Source organism: Amycolatopsis sp. NPDC059657 (genome assembly GCF_042734395.1).
Classification (GTDB): domain Bacteria; phylum Actinomycetota; class Actinomycetes; order Mycobacteriales; family Pseudonocardiaceae; genus Amycolatopsis.
The window spans coordinates 1-19,945 of record NZ_JBHWEB010000155.1 but is presented as its reverse complement, the minus strand read 5'-3'; the positions used below and the strand labels follow the sequence as shown (position 1 = coordinate 19,945).

Sequence of the window (19,945 nt, the reverse complement as noted above, 5' to 3'; positions counted from 1 at the left end):
TTCGAACGCCGGGGGGGCCCCCCTGGTAACCGGGGGGGCTCCGCGAGTGGTAACTCTGCTGCATCTAACGGAGCAGAGTTACCACTCGCCCGCAACCGTCACCGCAAACCCTCCACAGTCACTCTGTCGCGGCCAGGGCTGAAGCAGGCCAAGGTCACCCACCACGACATGACACCTTTGCCCCTCCGCCCAATAGAACCGCCCGCAACGCTCACGACCCCTAGTCGCAGGGTGGGTCGTAGCTGAGGCCCGGCAGGTGGTGTTCCCAGTCCGGACGGCTGATCGGCGGGGTGGCGCAGGCCTTCGCCTCGACTCGCGCCAGGTCGGTGTCCCACAGCTGGGCCGTGTGATCGTCGCTGGCGGTCGCCACCAGGCGGCCGTCCGGGCTGAACGCCGTCGAGTTGACCGCGCCCGCGTGCCCCGTGAGCGTCGTCCGCTCGGCCGGGTGGCGAAGGTCGCTCACGTCCCAAATCCGCGCTGTGTGGTCGAAACTGGCTGTCGACAGCGACCGCCCGTCCTTGCTGAAGGCCACCGACGACACGATGTCGGTATGCCCGGTCAAGGTCGCCAGCTCCAACGGCGCCCGTGGGTCGCGCACGTCCCACAGCCGCGCCGTGTGGTCGTTCGCGCCGGTGGCCAGCGTGCGGCCGTCCGGGCTGAACACCAGTGACGCCACCAGATCCGTATGTCCTCTGAGGACGGTCAACTGCACAGGCCGCAGCGGGTCGCTCACGTCCCACAGCCGGACCGTGCGGTCGTCGCTGCCGGTGGCCAGCACGTGGCCGTCCGGGCTGAACGCGACGGGCTTGACGCTCAGCGTGTGCCCGGTCAGCACCACCGAGCGCGCCGGATCGTCGACGGCCCACAGCCGCGCGGTGCGGTCGTAGCTGCCGGTCGCGAGGAATCGGCCGTCCGGGCTGAACTTCACCATGTAGACGGTGTCAGCGTGTCCTTTGTAGACGTTCACCAGCGACGGGGTGCGCGGGTCGGTCACGTTCCACAGCCGGACCGTGTTGTCCCGGCCCGCGGTCGCCAGCGACCGCCCGTCCGGGCTGAAGGCGACCGTCGTGACGAGATCGGCGTGCCCGGTGAGGCCGGAGAGCTTGCGCGGATGCTCGCTGTCGGAGATGTCCCACAGCGCGGCGTTGTGGTCGAAACTGCCCGTCGCGAGCAGCCTGCCGTCCGGGCTGAACGCGACCGAGCTGACGACCTGGGTGTGGCCCTCCAGCGGAACGGCCATCGTGGCGAGCAGGCCGTCGCGGGTCTCGCGCGTCGGCGACAGCCGGTACGCCGCCACGCTGAGCTGGGCGGCCAGCGCGGGGCTGGTCTGGCGGAGCGCGACGGCGTTGGCGGCGACCTTCTCCGCGAGCGCGACGTTGCGCTGGCCGCTGATCTCGTTTTCCGCGCGCACGGCATAGAAGGTCGTGCCTGCCGTCAGTACCAAAAGGACGGTCAGCACCGCGATGAGCTGACGGCGCCGTCGCGTGCCGCGTTCCGCCGAAGCGCGTTCGGACGCCTCCGCGGCCAGGCTGGCGTCGAGGAACTCGCGCTCGCGCGGCGCGAGGACGTCCGTGGAGAGGCCGCGGGCGAGTTCGAGGATCGCGCCTCGGTACAGGGCGCCGTCGTCGCGGTCGAGCGACTCCCAGTCCGCGGCCGCGAGGCTGAGCCTGCGGTGCAGGCGCAGGCCGTCGCGGTCCTCGGCGAGCCAGTCGCGCAGGCGCGGCCAGGCCCGGATGAGGGCCTCGTGGGTGATCTCGACACCGTCGCCGTCGACCGTGACGAGCCTGGCTTCGGCGAGCGGCCCGAGCACGTCCATGCCGGGCGGCAGCTCGTGACGTGGCACGCGGCGTTTGGTGTCCTCGGTGCCTTCACCCGGCGCGATCAGGCGCCGGAACAGGTGTTTCGTGGCTTCGCGCTGACCGGAGTCGAAGGTGGTGAACAGCGACTCGGCCGTCTTGGCCAGCGCGCCGTCGATGCCGCCTGCCGAGTGGAAGGCCGCCAGCGTCAGCGTCTTCCCGTGACGGCGGCGCCAGGTTTCGAGCAGCACGTGCGAGAGCAGCGGCAGCACGCCGGCGCGGCCGTGCGCGTTCATCACCAGGTGGGTCACCAGCGCGCCTTCGACGACACAGCCCGCGTCGATCGCCGGGCGGGTGATGGCCGCGCGCAGCTCGGCCGCGGTCATCGGGCCGACGGTGACCTGCGCGTCCCGCAACGCCTCGACCAGGTCGGCGTGCGCGCTGCAGTGCGCGAAGAAGTCGGCGCGCACCCCGACGACGACCCGGCAGCGTTCCCGCGAGAGGCCGAGCAGCTCCGCGATGAACTCGCGCTCGTCCTGACGGACGGTGAAGATCTCCTCGAACTGGTCGACCACGACGACCTCGGGCCGCGCCCGGTCGACGAGTTCGGTCAGCCCGCCGGCGGGGAGCGAGCCGGGCGTCACCACGAGTACCCGGCCGGACTCGAGCCTCGGCGCCACACCCGCCCGCAGCACCGACGACTTGCCGGCGCCGGACGCGCCGAAAACACCGATGAAACGTTTTTGCGCCAGCCGGGACAGCACCTGCTCGATCACGCGTTCGCGCCCGAAGAACCGTCCGGAATCATCCGGCCCGAATGGCGCCAAACCGGCATAGGGCGGTAGCCCGGTTTCGATCCGTTCGGGCTCGGAACGGGCGTTCACCTCCGCGGTGACCGCATTCCACCGTTCGGTCCATTCGTCCTCGTCCCCTTCGCAGGCACGCACGAAGGCGAGCGTCACGTCGAGGCTCGGCAGTTTGCGGCCCGCGGCCGCGTCGGACAACGTCGTCGACGAGTAGTGCGCCAGCCTGGCCAGCTCGCGATACGGCGGGCGGCCGGCTTGTTCACGAAGTTTCCGCAGCTCAGCGGCGAATTCGGTGAGCTTGGTGCCGTCCGGCACCAGCGGCTGTTCCGTTCTCGGCACGGTTCCCCTTCCCCCGGCGCCGATTGTCCGGAAGTTGATGTCCGCTGTCCAGCGAGTGACATCGGACAACGCACGAACGCTACAAAAGGCAGCAGCGGCAAGCCCCCAGCCTGCCGCCTGGGGATGTAAGCCCTTTTCACTGGAGGCCCTATACGAACGGAAAACCCCACGGCGGGCCGGCGGACCCCAGATCCCCGGCCCGCCCCAGGGGTAATGTGGATATCAGCCGGGAACGATATCCGCGAATGGGGTTTTCCTTTCGGCGAGGGACGGGTCTCCCGTCGCCCGCGGCCGGAGGAGACGGGCGACGCCTGGTGATCGCCCGATAGCCGGGTGAAACTGATGATCATGTCCGTGATCTCACCCACCGCTGTCGCAGTGAGTGAGACGCTACGATCCAGAATCCTTGGCGCCGGCCGGTCTGCAAGACGCAGCGGCGGCGGAGTTCTGGAGGGACGCACTTGCCCGACTCAGCGCCCGACACGGCCATGTTCCAAAAGCACTTCCACGCGCTGGCCGCGAACGTCGAAACCTTCATCCGCGGCAAGTCGGACGTGGTCCGGCTCGCTCTCGTCTGCCTCTTCGCCGAGGGTCACTTGCTGATCGAAGACGTGCCGGGGGTGGCCAAGACCTCCCTGGCGAAGGCGATCGCCCGGTCCATCGCGGGCGCGACGGTCAAGCGGGTCCAGTTCACCCCCGACCTGCTACCGGCCGATGTGACCGGGGTGCAGATCTACGACCAGGCCAGGGGCGGATTCGAGTTCCGGCAGGGGCCGGTTTTCGCGAACATCCTGCTCGGTGACGAGATCAACCGCGCTTCGCCGAAGACGCAGTCGGCGCTGCTCGAGGTGATGGCCGAGCACCAGGTCACCGTCGACGGCGAGCCGCGCCCGGTGCCGGAGCCGTTCCTCTGCATCGCGACGCAGAACCCGGTCGAGCACCAGGGCACCTACGTGCTGCCCGAGGCCCAGCTCGACCGCTTCCTGATGCGCATCGCCATCGGCTACCCGGACGAGGTGGCCGAGGAGGTCAGCATCATCGCCGACGGCATCGCCAGGCGGCGGCCGGAGCAGCTGGACCCGGTGCTGGACCTGGACGAGCTGCGCACGATGATCAAGACCGTGCGGCTGCTGCACGTCTCCGCGCAGCTGCAGGACTACGTCGCGCTGATCACCCGCGCGACCCGCGAGCACCCGGACATCCAGCTCGGCGCCAGCCCGCGCGGCAGCATCGCGCTGGCCACGGCCGCGCAGTCCTACGCCGCGTCGATGGGCCGCGAGTACGTCACCGACGACGACGTGAAGGCCGTCGCGGTGCCGGTGCTGAGCCACCGGCTGCTGCTGACCTCCGAGGCGCGGATCGCCAAGCGCACCGCGAAGTCCATCGTGGAGGAGATTCTCGACGGCACGCCGGTTCCCCGTGCCCCGGAACGCCGGTGAGCGCGGGGTGATCACGAAGACTGGGGGCGCGGTCGCCGGAGCGGCCGTGGTGCTGACGGCGGCGGGCACGGCGGCCGGCTATCCGGAGCTGGTCGTGCTCGGCGCGGCCGGGTTCGCGGCGCTGCTGCTGGCCGCGGGATGGATGCTGGCCAGGCCGAGGCTCGACACCGGGCGCCAGATCAGCCCGTCGCGGGTGCGCGAGGGTGACCCGGCGTTCGCCGTGCTGAAGGTGACCAACGTCGCCCATCGCCGCAGCCTTCCCTTGCTGGTCACGGAAAACGTCGCGGGCACCAGGGTTTCGGTGCCGCTGCCGAGCCTGGCGGGCGGTGCTTCCTTCGAGACCAGGTATCCGGTCCCGACCGCGCGCCGGGGCCGTCACGAGATCCCGCCGTTGCGCGTCGGGCACGCGGATCCGTTGCGGCTGCTGCACCTGAGCCGCGGCCGGGGCCCGGCGACGGCGCTCGTCGTGCACCCGAGGTCGCACGTCGTCGCCCCGCTGCCGCTGGGCGGCCCGCGTGACGTCGAAGGCCCGACGTCGAGCAACTCGCCGCAGGGCGGCGTCTCGTTCCACAGCCTGCGCGACTACCAGCCGGACGACGACTGGCGCGCCATCCACTGGGCGTCGTCGGCCCGCACCGGCACGCTCATGGTGCGGCGCAACGTCATCCCCGACGAGCCACGCCACGTGGTCGTGCTCGACACCAGCGAGGGGCCTTACACCGACGAGTCGTTCGAGGACGCCGTCCGGGTGGCGGCGTCGCTGTGCGAGGCGGCGGGCGAGGCGGGCTACACGCTCGACCTGCGCACCACCGGGCACCCGATCACCGAGGGGCTCGACGACGGCGTGACCGGCGCGCTCGACCGGCTCGCCTGCATCGAGCGGACCGGCGGCGACCGCGGCCTGCTCGCGCTCACCGATCTGGTGACCGACCTGGTCAGCGCCGACGAGGGCGTCGCGCTCAGCGTGGTCACCGGCCGGGCCGACGCGGCGCACCTGGACGCGCTCACCGCGTTGCGGCGCTGGTTCCTGACCGTCAACCTCATCCAGCTCGGCGAGCCCGGCGAGCTGACCGCCGCGCGCGGCGTGCTCGCGATCGACGCGCGCACCAGCGCCGACTTCGCGGCCAAGTGGAACCAGCTGATCCCGCTATGAACCGGCGGCTCATCGAGGTGTTCCTGTGCGCCGCCGCGACCTTCGCGGGCGGCCTGGTCTACGGCAGGCTCTTCGCCACCGCCGGCTACCTGGCCCCGATCGGCGCGGCGACGCTGGTCGGCGTGGTGGTCGCCGCGACGGCCGCGCTCCTGCACTGGCGCGCCGGCTGGACCGCGGTGGCCGCGGCGGGCAGCTTCGTGCTGCTGGCCGTGTACGGGGTGTTCGGCAGCACACTCCAAAGTGGACTCCCGACCCGCGGCACCGCGACCGCCCTGCTGCAGGGCGTGTTCGGCGGCTGGGCCAGGCTGCTCACCGTCGCGCCGCCCGCCGACGTCCGCGGCGAGCTGCTCGGCACGCCGGTGCTGCTCACCTGGCTCGCCGCGTTCATCGCGACCTCGCTCGCGCTGCGCACCCGCGTGGTGCTCGCGCCGAGCGCGCCGCCGGTCATCGCCTTCGCCGCCGCGCTCGTCCTCGCGGGGAAACAACCCGGTTTCCAGCTGCTGCCCACGGTGCTGCTGCTGGCGGCCGTGCTGCTGCTGACGCTGCTGCGCGCGGACTGGACCGGTGTCGCCACCTCCGGCCACAAGCAGGCCATGACAAGCAGGCTCGCGTTCGGATTGCCGGCCATCGCGGCGATCGCGGCGCTGGCCGTCCTCAGTGGACAGTCGTCACCGCTGGCCACCGGCGCGGACCGCTTCGACCCGCGCGACCTGCGCCCGGCCCCGGTCAGGATCGCCGATTCCATCACCCCGCTGGCCAAGCTCAAGGGGCAGCTCCGCGAGGAACCGGCACGCAAGCTGTTCACCGTGCGGCAGACCTCGGGTCCACGCCTCGACCGGATCAGGGTCGCCGCGCTCGACGCCTTCGACGGCGTGCTGTGGACGTCCACCGACCGTTTCCTGGTCGCGGGCAAGCAACTCGCCGCAGACCCGGCGCAGACCAGGTCGGACGAGGTCAGCGCGCACATCACGGTCGACTCCCTGCCGGGACCGTTCCTGCCTGTGCCCGGCTGGCCGGCCAAGCTCGGCCTGGCACAGGACGCCCAGAACCCGGTCGGTTTCTCGACCGCCTCAGGCGTGCTGGCGACCGCGATGCCACTGCGCGGTGTCACCTACGACGTCACCGGCAAGCTCCCGGTGCGTGACAACGGCCTGGTGACCGCGTCGCCGAGCAGGGGACCCGAGTACCAGCGCTACCTCGGGCTGCCCGGCGATCTGCCGCCGCTGTTCCCCGCGCTCGCCAACCAGCTCACGGCGACCCAGCCGACGTCCTACGGCAAGCTCGCCGAGATCGAGAGCTACCTGCGCGACCTGCCCTACGACGTCGACGCCCAGCCGGGCCACTCGTACGGCGCGTTGCTCAAACTGCTCACCGGCGGGCCCACCAGCGGCGGTTTCGCGGAACAACGCGCCTCCGCGTTCGCCGTGCTCGCCCGCGCCGCCGGTTTCCCGGCGAGGGTCGCCGCCGGGTACCGCCTCGACGGGCCGTCGACGGCCGGGTACACGGTGACCAGCCACGACGTGCACGCCTGGGCCGAGGTGCACTTCGACGGCTACGGCTGGGTGTCCTTCGAACCGACCGACATCAGCGGCAGCGCGGGCGACGGGAAGCAGCGGCCCGAGCTGCCGGTGACCGGCCAGCAGCCGCCGAACCCGCCGCTGGGCAAGCCGCCGGTCGTCGCGCCGTCACCGGACATCGCCGCGTCGCCGACCGGCGGCGCCGGCAATGCCTTCGCACGCGGCGCCGGGCTGGTCGCCGCCGCGCTGGCGGCACTGACCGTGCTCGCGCTGATGCTGATCGTCGCCGAGAAAGTGAGGCGGCGCTGGCGCAGGCGGAACGCGCCGACCAACGCAGGGAAGGTGCTCGGCGCCTGGCAGGAGGCCATCGACCGGCTGATCGAGCGGGGCGTGCCGGTGCCGGTGTCGCTGACCGCGCGGGAGACGGCCGATCGCGCGGTGGCCGCGCTCGGGGTCGCCGCCGGCGCGGTGGTCGGGCTGGCGCCGCTGGCCACAGCCGCCGTCTACGCGCCCCGTGAGCCGGACGACGCCGCCGTCGCCGAGGCATGGCAACTGGAATCACAGTTGCGAACCCAGCTGTATCCGCGGAGTCAGTCCTTACTATGGATGCGGGCGAGGCTCGATCCCCGGCCGCTCCTGCGGGGGAACAGACAGCGACGGGGCTCGCTCAAATGATGGGGAATCAGGTGATCACGTGAAGCTTTCGCTGCGTCGTGTGCTGCCACGCAAGCTGAGAACGGCTGCCGGGATCGTGGGTGCCGTCACACTGGTGGCCGGGCTGGTGGTCCAGGCCGACACCCGCAACATCGCTCCCCAGGTCCGCCTGCACTCGGGCGCCGCGTGGGTGGCCTCCGGCGCCGTCGGGCAGCTGACCCTGCTGGACGGCACAGCGGCCGAGGTGGCCGCGCAGGTCCAGATCGACCAGCCGGGCAGCGTCCTCACCGCGGTGCAGGACGGGATGACCGGGTACGTGCTCAACCGCACCCGCGACTCGCTGGTCAGGGTCGACGGCGCGACGCGTGAGCGTTCGCAGCCGGTCCCGACGACCGCGGGGGCGGGCGCCACGCTGTCGGTGTTCCCCACCCCCGACGGCGTCTACGCGCTCGACACCGCTTCGGGGCTGCTCACGAAGTCCGACCCGAAGACGTTGCAGCCGCAAGGCGGCCTCCAGCTGAACGTGCGCGCCGCCCCAGACGAGCCCGCGATGGACGCCGAAGGCAGGCTCTGGGTACTCGACGAGCAGACTGGCGACCTGGTCTGGCACGACGGCGACTCCCGGCACTCGCGCCCGCAGGCGCACACCCCCGGCAGCGCGCACCTCGCGCTGACCTCGGGCCGCCCCGCGATAGTCGACACGGCCCGCCGTACGGCCGAACTGCTCGACACCGACGGAAAAGTCGCCAAGTCGATCCCGGTCGACCTGGCGCCCGGCGAGACGGTCGCGGTGAGCGGCTCGTCCGGCGAGGCCAGGGTCCTGATCTCGGACAGCGCCCGCGGCCAGCTCCTGACCTGCGGTTTCGACGCGGGCGCCTGCGCGCCCATCCCGCTGTCCGGTCCCGGCGATTTCGGCCGCGCGGTCGAGATCGGCAACCGCGTGGTGGTGCCGGACTACGCGACCGGCAAAGCGTTCATCGTCGACCTCGCACAGCGCCGCCTGCTCGCCGAGCGCCAGCTGTTCGACCGGCCGGTCCGTTTCGAGCTGCTCAGCCGTGACGGCATGGTCTTCTACAACGACCCGCTGAGCGACCAGGCAGGCATCCTCAGCGGCGAGGGCGGCGTCCGCCCGATCTCGAAGTACAACCCGGCCAAGCCGGAAGAGGGTGTCACCCCGGTGCCCGGCACGGGCGGCGACCCCGGCATCGGCCCGGTCCCGCCCATCGGCGGCCAGCCGAACCCCGGCGACACGACCCCGTTGTCCATCGACATCACCCCCCGCGACCACGGCCTGGTCGGCGACGAGTTCCAGCTCACCGCGACCGGCGCGGGCGCGTCGGGTGTGACGTCGGGCCAGTGGACCTTCGGCGACGGCACGGTGGCCACGGGCACGACGGTCCGCCACCGCTGGGGCGCACCTGGCACCTTCCCGGTGAGCGTCTCCGCGCAACTGGCGTCGGGCCAGACGGCCCGCGCGGCCGCCCAGGTCGTCATCGACTCCCCGGACGCGCCACCCCGCATCGTCAAGCTCAACGTCACCCCTGAAACGCCCTTGGCAGGCCAGTCGACGAAGTTCAGCGCCGAGCTGGCAGGCGGCAGGTACACGGGCGTGGCCTGGTCGGTCACGGGTCCCGCGGGCGAAGTCGCGACCGCGACGGCGCCGGAGTTCTCGCACGTGTTCGTCGCCGAAGGCACGTACACGGTGAAGCTGACGGTGAACGGCGGCTCGACGCATGTGGAGCAGTCACGCCAGTTCACCGTGCTGCCCGCGCCGCACGAGGTCGCCTGCGGTGACACGATCACCAAGAATTCGGTGCTCACCAAGGACTTGGTCTGCACGGGCACCGTCGGCCTGACGATCGCGGCGAGCAACGTCACGCTCGATCTCGCCGGGCACACCCTGTCCACGGACAACACCTCGGCCGTGCGCAAGGGCATTCTCGTCACCGGTGGCAAGAACGTGACGATCCGCAACGGCTCGGTCCAGCAGTTCACGGACGGCATCGTGATCAACGGCGCCTCGGACGTGGTCATCGACCACGTCAGCGCCGCCGGTCTGAAGCAGGAGAACGAAGGCCATTTCGCGCTCGCTTCGGAAGGCGCGAAGAACCTCCAGGTCCGCAGCTCGTCGCTGGACGCGATGAACATGTTCCGCTTCGACAAGGGAACCACGGTCACCGTCACCGAATCGAACCTGAGCGGCAGCATGGCCCAGGGCGCGCAGTCTTACTGCGATGGCGAAAGCTCTTGTTCCTTCCAGGGCGGCTTGCTGAAGATCATGACCCTCGCATGCTTGGAGCCGACCTCGACGATCACCGCCGACCGGGTCACGATTTTCGTGAACGAATTCGCGCTGGGCTGCAAGCTCGGCACGGTGACGAACAGCAAGATCCAGCAACTCACCGTCGCCCACGCCGACAACAACGTGCTCACCGGCAACACCTTCGAGGGTGTCACGACCATGATCCTCACCTCGAGATCCACGATCACCGGAAACATCTTCCGCAACGCGAAATTGCAGGGACTTTCCGTCACCGGAGGTACTCAAGGGCTGATCTCGGGGAACCAGTTCCTCAATTCGTACGCGTCCGGTATCAGGGTCGACTTCGGCTGGCTGCCGGGCCCCGGTTCGCTGGAGATCTCCGGCAACGAATTCGTGGGCAACGGGTTCAGGCCGCCAGATGGGGAGTACGGCAAGGACGGACTGCTGGTCGGCGAGATTAGCAAGGAGTATCCGTTCACCATCGTCATCAAGAACAACCACACCAAGAACAACGCCCAGTTCGGCATCAACGCCACCCCCGGCACGGTGATCGACGGCGGCGGCAACACCTCCTCAGGCGACCCCATGGGCTGCCGAGGCGTCGTCTGCACCTCCGGGTCGTGAGTCTTATGGGCGGTCGAGCGCAAACTACCTGACAGTCCGTCCGCTGCCGGGACTGGTCATTGTGGCCAGAAGATCACCTTGTTGGCCGAACCGGGGTGGGGGCATCTCCGATAATCTCTGGGCGGGGTGAGGACTGGGGGCATCTATGCGTCACCGTCGAATGATGGCTACAGGTGGAGCGGTTGTGATGCTCGCCGCGTGCTCGTCGCCATCCGCCTCTTCGTCGATAGCGCCAGCGTGGTCGACGGATGCAACTGCTCCGTCAGTGCCCGTGCGTGTGGGTATTGCGGGACACAGTGACCAGAGGTCGATAAAGCTACTGAATTTGGTGCGTGCGACGTTGCCGGACTCAATGTCGGTGGTGGATACGGGTGAGTCGGCAACGCAGGACTCTGGATCGTCCGTTACTTATAGGGCAGGTTTCTTGGTTGAGGCGGCGAAAGGTCGTTATGGTGCGGTCAGTGTCGAGTTTATCGATCCGCCGGTGACGTACGGCAACGCAGACTGTGCCCCATGGATGCCCAACTGTGAGTCGCGCGATGCTCAGGGCGGCACCGTTGTTATCACTGGGCCGAGCAAGGCGGCGCCGACCGTACTTGTCGAGTTCTTCCGGTCTGACCGCAGTGTTCCGTTTCGGCTCTACAGTACCGGCAACATCACGCCTCCCATGTCGACGTTCTGGCAGGGTGGCGCGGCAGCGGCGAACCCTCCCTTGGATGTGGATTCCAGCGTCAAGACATTGGAAGCCGTTAATTCGCATATTATATGACGTTTGACTATTTCTTGTTGAGTCTGGACCAATACTTGTGACTGTGGTGTCGTGAGGAAAGCTGTAAGAATGGGGAGATTTATCGTGCGCAGATCCGGTAACGGAAGATTGCGGAGTCTTGCGATCGCCATGGTCGTGACGATTCCAGTATGTCAAACACCGCAAGCCTTCGCTGCGTCTGGCGCTGACGAAAGTGGTCTAGTCAAGTTGGCGGTGCAGTACTTGCAGGATCGAGCCGATAGGCTAACCGACCACTACGCTGATGCAGTTGCGGCGAGTGCTGTCTCATCGCATGCTTTGAGCAGTGTTCGCATGACGAGTGAATTCGCCGGTCGCACGGCGCGGGAAGCCGCTTTGCTCGACCGTGACCGGCTCAGTTGGTCCGGCGGCGGGACTCAGTTCAGTCGTGCCACTGTTGCAGTCGACGAGGTGCGGGTCGCGGTCGATGGTGAAGCGACGGTTTTGTCGCTGCGCGAGTTCACTCAGCTGTACTTTACGCATCCGGGGTCGCCGGAAACCTCCACGACCAGTCATCGGCTCAGACATGTCTTCACATTCCAGCGCTTCGGCGGAGCCTGGCAGTTGACCGGTGATGCGCTCGACATGCCGTCCACCATGCCAGACCCCATCACCTATGTGGGTGCTCTTAAGTTGGGTGCACCGTCGCCTCGCGACCTCAAGAGTGAACCGCCGCTTCCGGTTGCCTTCGAGACCGGTAATCCCGAGGGTGACACCTACGGCGCAGAGGTTGGCGCCAGGGAGGTTGTCAACTTCGATCGGGTCAAAGCCTGGCGTTATATGCGAGAGCATGTCTTCGAATACAACCAGTATTATGAACGTTTTGGCAACGACTGTGCCAATTTTATTTCCCAGGCTTTGCGGGAAGGGGGTTGGCAAGATATCGGTCATGGAGATGATGAAGACCCGAATAATTGGTATCAATACTACATTCGCGACATCTTGCCGGTGCATAGTAAGACGTGGAGTGTGTCGCAATTCTTGGCTGACTTCGGCGCCAGGGCGCACAGGTTTCGACCCTTTACGCCGGGGTATCCTGTGCGCGAGGGCGATGTGGTATTCGCGGACTGGGAAAATGGTATTGACGGCCACCTTGACCACACGATGATGGTCACTGAGAACGTAGTTTGGGGTAGCTCAAATAACCCGAGTAATTATGGGAATATCAGGCTTTCGTATCACACAAATGATGTATGGAATGAACCATTGAATGTAATTCTCGATCGGGCCAGTAATCACGGTTCGATTCCCGTAAAGTTCCATTTTGTCAATCCTGGTGGCTATATGTGATCGAGCACTTCGTGTCTGCACTCATGAGCCAAGGTTCCCCAGCTCAAGGGTTGTGAGTGTTCCCGACGGTTAGAACCGTTGGCAACACTCACGACCTAGGCGCTCACGAGACTGGGGAGCAGGGGGCGTCGGGGTCGGTTCCGGCGGGCAGGAGGTCGCGTTCCTCTGGGGTGTAGGCGCGGTTGTTGATGCGGCACAGGCGGTCCATCCACTCGGCCGGGTTCATGGTGACCGAGAGCGGGCCGTTGCGGGTCGCGGCGACCAGCGAGGTGCCGTTGAGCCGCCAGACGCCGGGTCCGCCCGGCACGCGGAAGTTCGCGACGCCGCTGCCCGAGGCGAGGTCCCACAGTTGCACGCCGCCGTCGGCCGAGCTGGAGATCAGCTTGCCGTCGGGGGCGAACGCGACCAGTGACAGGTCGCCGGGCAGCGGCAGCGGCCTGCCGCGGGCGGTTTCCTGATCGGGGACCCAGAGTTCGAGCTGGCCGTCGGACTTGTAGTGGATCGCGACGCGCGGGGTGGCGGTGTCGACCACCACCTCCGGGGCGGCGCTGCCGGGACGGGGCTGGAAGGACCGGCGGAGCGCGCCGCTCTTCGCGTCCCACAGCTCGACGCCGTCGATCGACGCGATGAGGATCAGCAGCTGGTTCGAGAACCAGGGCTGCGCCGACGCGTCGCGCGCGAAGTCCTGGGCCTGTGGCAGGTCTTTGCGGATCTCGGAGGTCTCGTCGACCACGCCGCCGGTGCTCAGCTGCGAGCGGGTGATCTCGGCGCCGTGCAGGATGAAGACCTCGTCGGCGAACGCCGGCACGACCGAGATGTTGCGGGCGGCCGGATTCTCGGACGAGGTCAGCGGGACCTTGATCGTGCGTTCCGCGACGTAGCTCGTGGTCGACAGCGCGAGCACCTCGCCGCTCGCGGTGACCGCGGTCAGCCAGGCGCCGTCGAAGCTGAACGTCAGCTTCGGGGCGGCCGCCAGCTGCGCGTCGCCGGTCTTGAACGCGATCCGGGTCTTGCTCTTCAGGTCGTAGGCCTGCAGCCCCTCGTCCTTCGTCAGCGTGACCAGCAGCCGCCCGTCCCAGCTCAGCGCCGTCGTGCCCGGTGACGTCGACGGGGCGTAGCGGCTCAGGTCGTCGATCGGGTCCGGGGCGCGGAACCGCAGCAGCGCGTCGGTGCTCATGCCGAACACCGACGGCCCGCCGGGCGCGGGCAGCACGAACACCGGCTCGGTGTTGAACTTGGTCAGGTCGTTGTCACGACGCGGCTTCGGCATCGCGGGACGCGGCAGCGTGAACGCCTGCCCGGTGTTCAGGTCGATCAACCCGAGCAGCCCGAACGAATCCTTGGCCGAGCCGTCCTCGAACACCGCGTAGCGCCCGGTCAGGTCCGTCAGCCCGCTCACGGCGTCCGGGCACGCCGGCACCGTCTTGGTGAACCTGGCCGCGCCACTCGATGGGTCCAAAATGGACAGACGGCCGTCGCGGCACTGGGTGAAGGCCCCGTCCGGCGTGATGAAGTCGGCTGGCGACGAGCGCACCACCGCACCACTGGTCAGGTCGCGCAGCACCGTCTGCGCCGATCGATCGGTGTGCCGTTCGGCGAACCAGGCGCTCTTGCCGTCCGGTTCGACGTAGAGCGCCGTGCTGTCCTCCACCGCGCTGTCCGCGACGAATCCCGGCGTCGCGGGCTGGCGTTGCGGCACGTCCCACACGTCGACCGTCTTCTGCGCGCCAGTGCGCCGCTGCGTGGTGACGAGTCTGCTGCCGTCAGCCGAAAAGACCGCGCTCAGCAGCTTGCTCGGCTCGCTGAGGTTGATGGTGTTCGACGCGGGCGTGCGCAGGGGGAGCGGGCCGCGGTGCTGGACGAGGTCCCAGAGCGTGATGCCGCCGCGGTTGTCCGAAACGGCCAGCCAGCGGCCGTCGGGGCTCAGCACCAGCGACTGCATCGCCGACATGGTCGCGACGAACCAGCGCTGCGGAGACGGCCCGAGCAGATCCGTCCACGCGGTGATCTTGCCGTCTTCCTCGGCGGTGACCGCGGTCTTGCCGTCGGGGGTGGTGGCGACGTCGGCCAGCGCTCCGGACCACAGCCCCGAGCGGATCTCGTCGACCGACGAGTACTTCAGGTATTGCTGCAGCAGCGCCGAATACGCCTCAGGCCGGTTCGGGCCATGGCGCCAGGCCGCTTCCGCGAGTTGCAACGCCATCAACGGGTTCGAGTCGCCGCGCCGCTGTGACTCCTGGGCCAGCGCGACCGCGGCCGCCGTCCGCAGCTGGCCGCTCAGTTCGCTGTTCTGGCTGAACGCCAACGCCGCCGAAGTGGTCGCGACCAGTGCCAGCACCCCGATCAGTGCGGTCACCAGCCGCCATCGCCGCACGCCCCGGCGCTGATGACTCCGGCTGGCCGCGATGAAGTCGCGTTCCTCGCCGGTCAGACCGGTCGGCTGCTTGGCAAGCCAGTCCTCGGCCGTGGTCAGCGGGTTGCCGCGCAGCAGTGTGCTCGGGTCGCGGCTCGCGAGCTGCCACTGGCCGAGCGCGATGCGCAATTGTTCTTGCCAGGCACGGAAATCGTGGGCGGCGGCCAGCCATTCACGCAGCTGCGGCCACTGCTGGACCAAAGCTTCGTGTGCCAGCGCGACGATCTCCGGCTGACCCGGGTCATGGCGGACCACGACGAGGCGGTGCTTCGAAAGCGTCCTGGCGAGCTCACGTGACTCGGGGTCGAGCTGGTCGAAGCGGGCGGGCGTGAGCGTGAAACCGCCGTCGTCGTTGGGCCTGGCCAGCTGGACGAGCAGCTGCTCGGCGAGTTTCTGTTCGCTCGGCAGCAACAGCTCGGTGCTGACCTCCTGCGCGTACGCGGCCAGCGCGCCGGTGACGCCGCCCTGCTCGTCGTAGCCGCGGTGGGTGAGCGTGCCGCCCTGCTGCGACTCCCACAGCCGGGTCAGCGCGAACTCGACCAGCGGGAGTTTGCCGGGTGAGTCGGCGGCGTCGGCGATGATCCGGTCGACCAGTCCCGGTTCGAACGAGACCAGCGGCAGGTCGGCGGGGCCGGTGATGGCCGTGCGCAAGCCCTCCTGGCCCATCCGGGGCAACGGGACGGTGTGCAGTATCGCCGCCAGGTCGGTGGTGAGCACCTCGTCGAGGTCGGCCGAGCGTCCGGTGAACACCGCGCGGATGGCGGGCGGACCGGCCGGCCGCAGCGGCGCCGCGCGCACCAGGCCCGCGACGAGCTCGAGCATTTCCCTGGCCGCTTCGGGCTTGGCCGCGACGAGTTCCTCGAACTGGTCGACGAACAGGACCAGCCGTCCCACCGTCTCGACGACGGCGTCGGCCAGCAGCCCTGGATCGCCGCTCGCGCCGAGCCGGCCGGCGCCGACGATCGGCGCGAGTGCCTGGGTCAGCTGCTCCAGCGGCGCGATGTCGGGGCTCGGCCGGAACACGGTCAGCGCGACGTCGTCACGGCGCAGCTGCGGCAGGATGCCCGCCCTGATCAGCGACGACTTCCCGCAGCCGGACGGCCCGAACACCATGACCATGCGCTGCCGGTCGATCACCTTGGCGAGGTCGGCGATCTGCTGGTCACGGCCCCAGAACACCTCGGCGTCCTGCTCCTGGAACGGCTGCAGGCCGCGGTACGGGCACTCCGGGCGCGCCGCGCGGTAGAGCCGCGCGTCCGGCCGCAGGTCCTCGCCGGGGTGCTCGTCGAGCAGCGCGAGCAGCGCGGCCGCGTGGATCGCCCTGGTGGTCGCGTACCGCTGGTGCTCCAGATCGCCGGGCACCGGCAGGTCGGTGACCGGCAGGCCGAGATAGCCGGCGTACGCGGCCGCCGCGCGGTGGAACTCGGCGCGGCGCCCCGAAGGCGGCGCGAGCACCTGCACGTCGAGCGCGCCGAACACGCTGCGGATCCGGTCGTCGGCATGGGTGCGCAGCCGCCGCAGCCACTCGCCGACGTCGCCGCTGAGCAGCAGCAGCCGCGCGGGCGGCGCGGTCGGCTGGCGGTCCATGAACGCCGTCGCCACCGCCTGCACCTGGTCCGAGCGCGGCTCGGGGTTGTCGACGACGACCAGCAGCGGGCTCTCGATCTTGCTCAGGTTCTCGATGTCGGCGACGGCGGCGTTCTCGTGCAGGAACCCGGTCACCCAGCCGTACCCGGCCAGGTCCTGGCACAGCTGATGCGCCAGCCTTGTCTTGCCCTGCCCGGCCGGTCCGCTGACCAGGTGCCCGGACACCGATTTCGGGGTGTCGGTCCAGTCGCGCAGGATCTTGAGGTCGCCCTCGCGGCCCGCGAACGGCACGAGCTGGTAGTCGGCGCGCAGCCACGCGCTGGGTTCGAGATTGCGGCTCGGCGGTGGCGGCGGGGTCGTGAACACCCGGCTCAGCACCAGGCCCGGCACCAGATCGGACAGCTCGTCGACGAGCCTGGACAGGTCGCGGGTGTCGTTGCGGTGACTCAGCCGGAGGAACTGGCAGCGCGCGAGCGCGGCGATGTCTTCGGGCAGCTCGGACTCGGTCAGCGCGATCGCGTGGTCGAGGAACACGGGGATGACCCGCAGCCCGTGCCGGAACGCCTCGGCGATCTCGCGGTGCACCCAGTCGTCCGGCGCCGTCAGCTCACGCTTGCGCTGCCGGTCGGTAACCGAATGCCAGCGCGCCCCGATCACCGCCAGCAGCACGTCGCAGTCGTGCAGCCGCTCGATGATCTTCTGGGTGAAGTCCTCGCCGGGGCGGATGGACCGGCTCGCCAGGAACACCTGGTCGGCGCCGAACCGGGCGGTGAGCACCCGGTTGATCAGCGTCGCCGCGAAATCGCCGTCACCGGTGCGGTAGTTGACGAACACACCGCCCACGCGTTCCCCCTGAGCATCTGCTGCCAGCGATGCCCCAAGGTAGCAAGGCGGCGAACTCAGCCGATGGGCGTCCGCAGCGCCGCGTTGAGCCGCGGGTAGAGATCGCGGACCGGCTGGTGGCTGTGCCACCTCGCCAGCGTGCGGGTGAGCCGGCGGAGATCGACCCTGATGGTGGCCGAGTCGACCACTTCCGCGCTGTCGAGCACCCGGTGCGCGAGCGTGCACGCGTGCTCCACCTCACCGGCCGAGGCGTACGCCAGCGCCCGGCGGGCGCCGAACCTGGCGTGCGTGCGGCGCGCGGAGTCGGGGATGGCGTTGAGCTGCTGGTCGAGCAGGTCACCGGCCTGCTGCGGGCGGCCGAGGTCGTGCAGGCACCAGCCGGCGACCATGGCCTGCAGCCGGGTGCTGGTCACCGACGCGGAGCCGGTCACCACGCCGTCCTTGCTCTTCTCGGCCGAGTCGGCCAGCAGCTGCTGCGCCAGGTCCAGCGAGCGCTGGGTCTCGTCGTAGTCACAGGCCAGCGCGTGGCCCTGCGCCTCGCGCAGGGCGGCGAGGCCGCGGATGCGTGCGGGCGTGCGCGGGTCGGAGCCAGCCTGCCGGGCCAGCCCGATCGTGCTCGCCGCGTCGTCCTGGTACAGCGTGATCAAAGCCTGCCTGATCAGCGCGTAGGTGCTCAGCTCGGTGTCGCCTGCGGCGTTGGCCATGTCGACGGCCGAGCGGGTCCACCAGAGCGCGCCGCGGTCGTCGCCGGCCTCCTGCGTCATCCAGCCTGCGTACTCGGCGTACCGGGCGGCGAGCTGCAGCAGCTCCGAGCGGGTGCGGCTGTCGGCGCCCGTCGCCAGCCCGCGCAGGGTGTGGGTCTGCGCGATCACCGTGGGGAGCACCACACTCGGCCCGGTGATCTGCCCGAGCTGCCTGGTCTGCTCGAACAACGCCTTGAAGGCGACGATCGTGCCGTCCTGCTGCGCCGCGGCGGCACTGCTCTGCGACCCGAGCGTCAACCCGAGCAGCGAGGCCGCGCCCATCGCCAGCGCCTCGCGGCGGCGCATCGGCACCAGCCTGCTCGACCCGTCCGGTTCCATGGTCATCACCCACACCTCGCTGTCAGGCTCAGTTGTGGCCATCGCGGGTGGATCGGGTGACTCACCGCCTGCGGCGGCGGTGTCCTTGGGTACCAGCGCGACGAGCTGCCCGCCCGCCTCCAATGCCGCGTCGCAGCGTCGGGCGAGGTCCAGCGTCGCCGGCTTCTCCCCGGTTTCGATCCTGCCGAGATAGCCCTTGCTGTAATGCACTTGCTTGGCGAAGGTCGCCAGGGAGAACCCCGCGTCCGTCCGCCGACGCCGCAGCTCAACGCCGAAACTGGCGGGCTGTTCAGTCATGTGCACTCCGTGCCTCGACCGGATCACTTGTGCTGGGAGCGTCGCGCCGACGTCTCCCACCCGCCAGGTTACCGATCACGGAGCCGGGCACCTAGGGATCGGGACCGGGGTGCGTACGCGGCTGCATGCCACTGAGTCTGAGCGCGTTGCGCCATCCGGTCGCCCCGTCGCCCGGCTCCTGTCGCCCGAGGCGACGGGCAACCCGTCCACAAGGGCAGCCCGCCGGGGCATGCTGAGTGGGCGCCAGCGAGAACACCCGGCCCGCCCGTAGTGAGCCGGAGGGAGAGCCGGTCGCGGCAGCAAGGCCGAACTGGGGGTGCCCTGCTGCCGTGACCGGCTACGAAGACCGGTGAACGGCCTCCTTGTTCAGCACGATGCGCGTTTCCCCGCAGAGACAACGCTGGTAGACGACCCAGCCTTCGCTGGTCAAGTGGCTCGAGGTGGTGACCCATGTATGTGAAGCAGCCATGGTCCCAGGATGCTGTAATGGTCCTATGCGGCTGAACCCTTACGGAGAGGATCCGGTCCGGCTTGCGACGAGCCTCACAACGTCGCCGCCGCTGACCCCGGAGGAACTCACCGCCCGTTGCATCGGTGCCGGTGTGGTCTTGGAGCAGCAGGCGACCGCCGACGACCTCGCGGAGGTGAACGTCTTCCTCGGCCGCTGGCTGAAGGTCGTCGAGGCCTCGAACCCGCAGGCACGGGCCGCGCTGCTCAACGAGCTGCTGGCCGAGTCGTCGGCGTACCCGCGCCTGACCGACCACGCGGGCGACGGCTGGCACATCCACTACCGCGACTACGGCCTCCCGGTCGCGCGCCTGCTCCGCGCGCTGATCAGCGTCGGGACGGCGTTGCACCTGACCGGCCGCGGCATGCACCGGCTCAGCCGCTGCGAACTCACCGAGTGCCGCAACCCGTTCGCCGACTTCAGCCGGGGCGGGCAGCAGCGCTACTGCTCACCCACCTGCGCGAACCGGGACGCGGTACGCAGGCACCGCGCCAAGCGCGCCCTCGCTTCTTAGGGCTCGTGAGTGGTACGGCCGGTTCTAACCGGC

General features: G+C 69.4%; 10 protein-coding genes. 7 read left to right on the top strand and 3 right to left on the bottom strand.

Annotation, left to right across the window (positions count from 1 at the left end; all coding sequences use genetic code 11):
- Positions 1–220: 220 nt before the first annotated feature.
- On the bottom strand, positions 221–3,010 hold the full coding sequence (locus ACFV15_RS43375) for a helix-turn-helix domain-containing protein (RefSeq protein ID WP_378358687.1): 2,790 nt from the start codon (positions 3,008–3,010) through the stop codon (positions 221–223).
- 392 nt (positions 3,011–3,402) lie between these two features.
- Here ACFV15_RS43375 and ACFV15_RS43370 point away from each other — a divergent pair, with 392 nt between their 5' ends.
- From ACFV15_RS43370 to ACFV15_RS43345, 6 genes are all read left to right on the top strand, one after another.
- Positions 3,403–4,380: an AAA family ATPase gene (locus ACFV15_RS43370; protein ID WP_378358685.1), complete on the top strand. Its 978-nt coding sequence runs from the start codon at positions 3,403–3,405 to the stop codon at positions 4,378–4,380.
- A gap of 7 nt (positions 4,381–4,387) precedes the next feature.
- On the top strand, positions 4,388–5,533 hold the full coding sequence (locus ACFV15_RS43365) for a DUF58 domain-containing protein (RefSeq protein ID WP_378358683.1): 1,146 nt from the start codon (positions 4,388–4,390) through the stop codon (positions 5,531–5,533).
- A complete protein-coding gene (locus ACFV15_RS43360; protein WP_378358681.1) occupies positions 5,530–7,725 on the top strand; it encodes a DUF3488 and DUF4129 domain-containing transglutaminase family protein in 2,196 nt (731 codons plus the stop codon). Before ACFV15_RS43365 ends, ACFV15_RS43360 begins: the two co-directional genes overlap by 4 nt.
- A gap of 19 nt (positions 7,726–7,744) precedes the next feature.
- Positions 7,745–10,591, top strand: a complete 2,847-nt coding sequence (locus tag ACFV15_RS43355) for a PKD domain-containing protein (protein ID WP_378358680.1) — start codon at positions 7,745–7,747, stop codon at positions 10,589–10,591.
- A 352-nt stretch (positions 10,592–10,943) separates the two neighbouring features.
- A complete protein-coding gene (locus ACFV15_RS43350) occupies positions 10,944–11,360 on the top strand; it encodes a hypothetical protein (RefSeq protein WP_378358679.1) in 417 nt (138 codons plus the stop codon).
- 312 nt (positions 11,361–11,672) lie between these two features.
- Complete coding sequence (locus ACFV15_RS43345; protein ID WP_378358677.1) at positions 11,673–12,668, top strand: amidase domain-containing protein; 996 nt, start codon at positions 11,673–11,675, stop codon at positions 12,666–12,668.
- A gap of 103 nt (positions 12,669–12,771) precedes the next feature.
- Here ACFV15_RS43345 and ACFV15_RS43340 read toward each other — a convergent pair whose 3' ends face one another.
- Together ACFV15_RS43340 and ACFV15_RS43335 are read right to left on the bottom strand one after the other, a co-directional pair.
- Positions 12,772–17,511, bottom strand: coding sequence for a TIR domain-containing protein (locus ACFV15_RS43340; RefSeq protein WP_378358675.1), 4,740 nt, complete (start codon positions 17,509–17,511; stop codon positions 12,772–12,774).
- Positions 17,512–17,567: 56 nt separating this feature from the next.
- Positions 17,568–18,890, bottom strand: a complete 1,323-nt coding sequence (locus ACFV15_RS43335; RefSeq protein ID WP_378358673.1) for a helix-turn-helix domain-containing protein — start codon at positions 18,888–18,890, stop codon at positions 17,568–17,570.
- Positions 18,891–19,384: 494 nt separating this feature from the next.
- On the opposite strand from ACFV15_RS43335, the gene ACFV15_RS43330 reads away from it, so the two are divergent.
- Positions 19,385–19,912 (top strand): CGNR zinc finger domain-containing protein, encoded by a 528-nt coding sequence (locus ACFV15_RS43330; RefSeq protein ID WP_378358672.1) that lies wholly within the window; start codon positions 19,385–19,387, stop codon positions 19,910–19,912.
- Positions 19,913–19,945: the final 33 nt, after the last annotated feature.